The following is a 3,476-nucleotide window of genomic DNA, read 5'->3' on the forward strand; positions in this document are numbered from 1 at the left end:
TTTTTTATTAATAATATATAAATATTTCCATTAGGACTAATATAATAATTTTGAACGCCTAGCCATGTAGCTTCGTTAGAATAAAATTGACTAGCCAAAATAATTTTATCTTTGATGTCCTGTTTATAAATTAATGATAACTCTATTTCAGCTACAATAATATTTTGAAGATAAGATGCTTGATTATCGATATATTTATATTTTTTTTTGTTTAAAACCAGTTTTAAATCTCCATCATTATATATAACTGTGTTTTTATGGATTATGTCGTATAAATCATTAAAATCTATTTCTATCGAGTTTGGAGGGCAATTTTCTTCTATAGAATTATTCTTATTAACCAAGCAGTCACCTTTATATTGTTCGGGAATATTAAACAACTGACTATAGCAAGGTGTGCTTAATAGCAAGATTAAACCTAAATAACATCTTGTTTTCATTATATATTTACCTTTAATAAATCTTATTTTAATTTCTTAAAAAGACCCATTTTAGTCATTTGATATTGACTTTTTTTAGATTTAATTTCGCCTTTTTTAAAATCGGAAAGACCTGCGTCGATTAGTAATTTTTCTTTTTGGTTAACTAAAATTTTACCATTCGCCTCTATAGTAAAATCATTCCACACAAGTACTTCCCCTTCTTCGGAATATCTTTCATCTAACACTATTGCATCAATAGGTTTTCCATCGGGATCATAACTGTTTAATCGGAAAGTAAAAATGTGGTCATCATTATTTCCAAAAGCCATATATATAATACCGGTATATATGAATTTATTAAATTTAAAATACATAATAGGAAAATAAAAAACACCTTTATGATAACAATAATCCTCATGAGATACTGATTTCGGCTGAATGAAGAAATTTTGTTCAGAAAATTTCAGTGGAGTTTTGTTGTCAGCCGAAATTAGTATTTCGTTAAATTTGTTCCAATAATAGTATTTTTTTAATTGATTAGAAGAATAAGGTAATTTTATTTGTTGATAAAAACGTAACTCTTTCTTTATATTGGCTGAAAATGCAATATTTATATTTAACAAAATTAATAAGCAAATAATTACAAAATTTTTTAAAAATTTCATTTCTTAATTTCCTTAACTTTATCCATATCATAATATTGAACATGTAAATGGTGCCAATGATCTTTAGTTTCTTTTGCTATATGATTAGGAAATTTTTTAGATTTATTCATTACATAGAACCATCTAAATTTATACAAACGATTTCGAATAGTTATTCAAATTCACCATTTTGATTAATATGAAAGCTTTGTTTCAATTTTTCACCAGAATTTGATGTCATTAGTAAGTCAATATTCATATTTTTGTTAATAATAAATTCTATTTTTTGATCACTGCTTTGATAATTATAATAAATTGGCAACATATCTTTTACTTCATGATTTCGTATTGTTACCAAATAACCTATACCAATATAATTGATTGATTGTTCTTGTTTTACCCATCCAATATCATCACGTCCAGTAAAAAAATAAACATAGTTTTGACCAACATTAGGTAAACGTGCATAATTTCCTGCAAGGGTTTGACAATATGTCTCACCACCCTTTCCTTCGGTCTCAAAATTATCAGAAATGTAATTAAAATTAGCACTACTGATTGGTAAATCTAAAGGAGAATCAGACTCAATTCGCTCATTAGAAAAAGAAGCTATTTTTTGAAAACAATTATCTGGAATGGCAGGATTATAATTGGTTTTAATATTTGGAAACTGTTTATTACTTACTAATTTGATTTTTCCATCATCTAAAATTTGATAAATTTGTTCAAACAATTTTCGATTTCTTAAATACATTGAGTTGACTTCGCTATACCTAACTTTTTCTTCTGTTGTACGGATTTTCAAAGATTTATCAATTATAAAAGTTCTCCATTGATTGGAATTAAGCATACTCGCAATTTTTTGAGCAGATAAAATCTCACCTTTCTTAGAAACATTTAATAACATAAAATCATTTGATATTTTAATAATATATGTATCAAAATTTTTCTTATTTTCTAATATTACATAAATAGCAGACTTTATATTTTGATTATTTTCTTTGTAATATTTCGATAAAAAAGGATTATCACTGACCAAATAAGTAAATAGTTTGATATTATCAGTGAATTCATAATCAACTTTAGAATGATCAAAAAAATAGCCTTCATTGCTCACACTTCTTTCTGCTTTATCCCATAATCTAAAATCAAGTGGCAAAGGTGTTTTTTTTAAAATATCTTGATCATTATTTAAATTTGCCATAGATTGGTTAGAAGTAATACATAGAAACCATAAAACAAACAGTAAATTTAATTGTCTAATTATTTTCATATTTTTCTCTTAATTTCTCATAATATTTTATATAGTTTTACATAATTCTATTAAGGATGACTTCATTAAATCGGATTCATCTGTGATATAAAAACGATCGAGTTTAAATTCATTAGCAAATTCTCTAACATCAAAATGTACCCATGTTGTTGCTCCAGCACCATTACTATGTTTCATAGGAGCACCTTCTAAACCAATTTTATTTAGTTCCCAACCAAAATGAGCATTTGTTTTAGGTGGATCTGGATCATAAGGAGAATTCATGTAATCACAAAAATAGTTTTTTCTTATAAAATCCATATCGGTAGTTAATTTGGTTCTTACACCGTTTTTAGTGAAATGAAGGTCAAGAGCATCCCCCATATGGTTAGTTGTACGATATTTCATATAGACATCATGAAATCTACACCGATAACCTGATTCAATTTTTAAAAATCTGATTTCTGAATTATTCTTTTCGAAATAAAATAATAGAGCTTTCAACACAAAAAGTAATGTCCGATGTATTCCAGGATGTTCAAATGAATTTCTTGATGACACTTCATCTCCAAATCCTTGACATGTATTCAAGACGTTCTTTTTCAAAATAACATCACTTGTTTTAATTCCTTTAGTTTTGCATTGACATTTTATTTCATCAAATTTGAATGAATATTCCAATTTTGTAGTAAACTCATCTATCGCTTTTATAACTTTCATATCTACAGTCCCCGTTTCTTCTACTTTCATGTAGTCGCGTTGGAATTGTTTGATCATATTTTCAGTTCTTTCAGTGAATTCATCTGTAGGTACATTCCCACCAAAACCGGCTAACCTAATATTGATTTCTCTAATAATTTCATGTTTATCTCCTTTCTCAAAGAGGTAAGTTTTAGCAGAAAAATAATTAATTATTGATATAGGATGGATATACCAAGCTTTACCGTCTTGATTTAGTGTGGCTGGGGGTGAGGTATCGGTTTGTGCTGTTTGGGTATTTGCTCCACTTTCATTACCCGCATTATCCTCTGCCGTTGGTTGATTTTGATTGGCTAATCCATTAACCACATCTTTCCACCATAAGCATTTTTTGATTTTCTCTTTCTCTTTTTCCCACATCTCAACTTTTACTTCTAACTCATGCATATAATTATAGTC

At 27.4% G+C, this 3,476-nt stretch carries 4 protein-coding genes; all 4 read right to left on the bottom strand.

Going from position 1 to position 3,476, the window contains the following annotated elements; genetic code table 11:
- The coding region (locus A9G11_RS03200; RefSeq protein WP_141674334.1) for a hypothetical protein at nucleotides 1-440 on the bottom strand (440 nt) is incomplete at its 3' end.
- Between the two features lie 23 nt (nucleotides 441-463).
- Nucleotides 464-1,087, bottom strand: coding sequence for a hypothetical protein (locus tag A9G11_RS03205; RefSeq protein ID WP_065618095.1), 624 nt, complete (start codon nucleotides 1,085-1,087; stop codon nucleotides 464-466).
- A 151-nt stretch (nucleotides 1,088-1,238) separates the two neighbouring features.
- Nucleotides 1,239-2,339, bottom strand: a complete 1,101-nt coding sequence (locus A9G11_RS03210; protein WP_065618096.1) for a hypothetical protein — start codon at nucleotides 2,337-2,339, stop codon at nucleotides 1,239-1,241.
- Between the two features lie 27 nt (nucleotides 2,340-2,366).
- On the bottom strand, nucleotides 2,367-3,476 hold a 1,110-nt coding region (locus A9G11_RS03215; RefSeq protein ID WP_218056027.1), incomplete at its 5' end, for a peptidoglycan-binding domain-containing protein.

The sequence above is a fragment of the Gilliamella sp. wkB108 genome (genome assembly GCF_001690195.1).
GTDB classification, from domain to species: domain Bacteria; phylum Pseudomonadota; class Gammaproteobacteria; order Enterobacterales; family Orbaceae; genus Gilliamella; species Gilliamella apicola_L.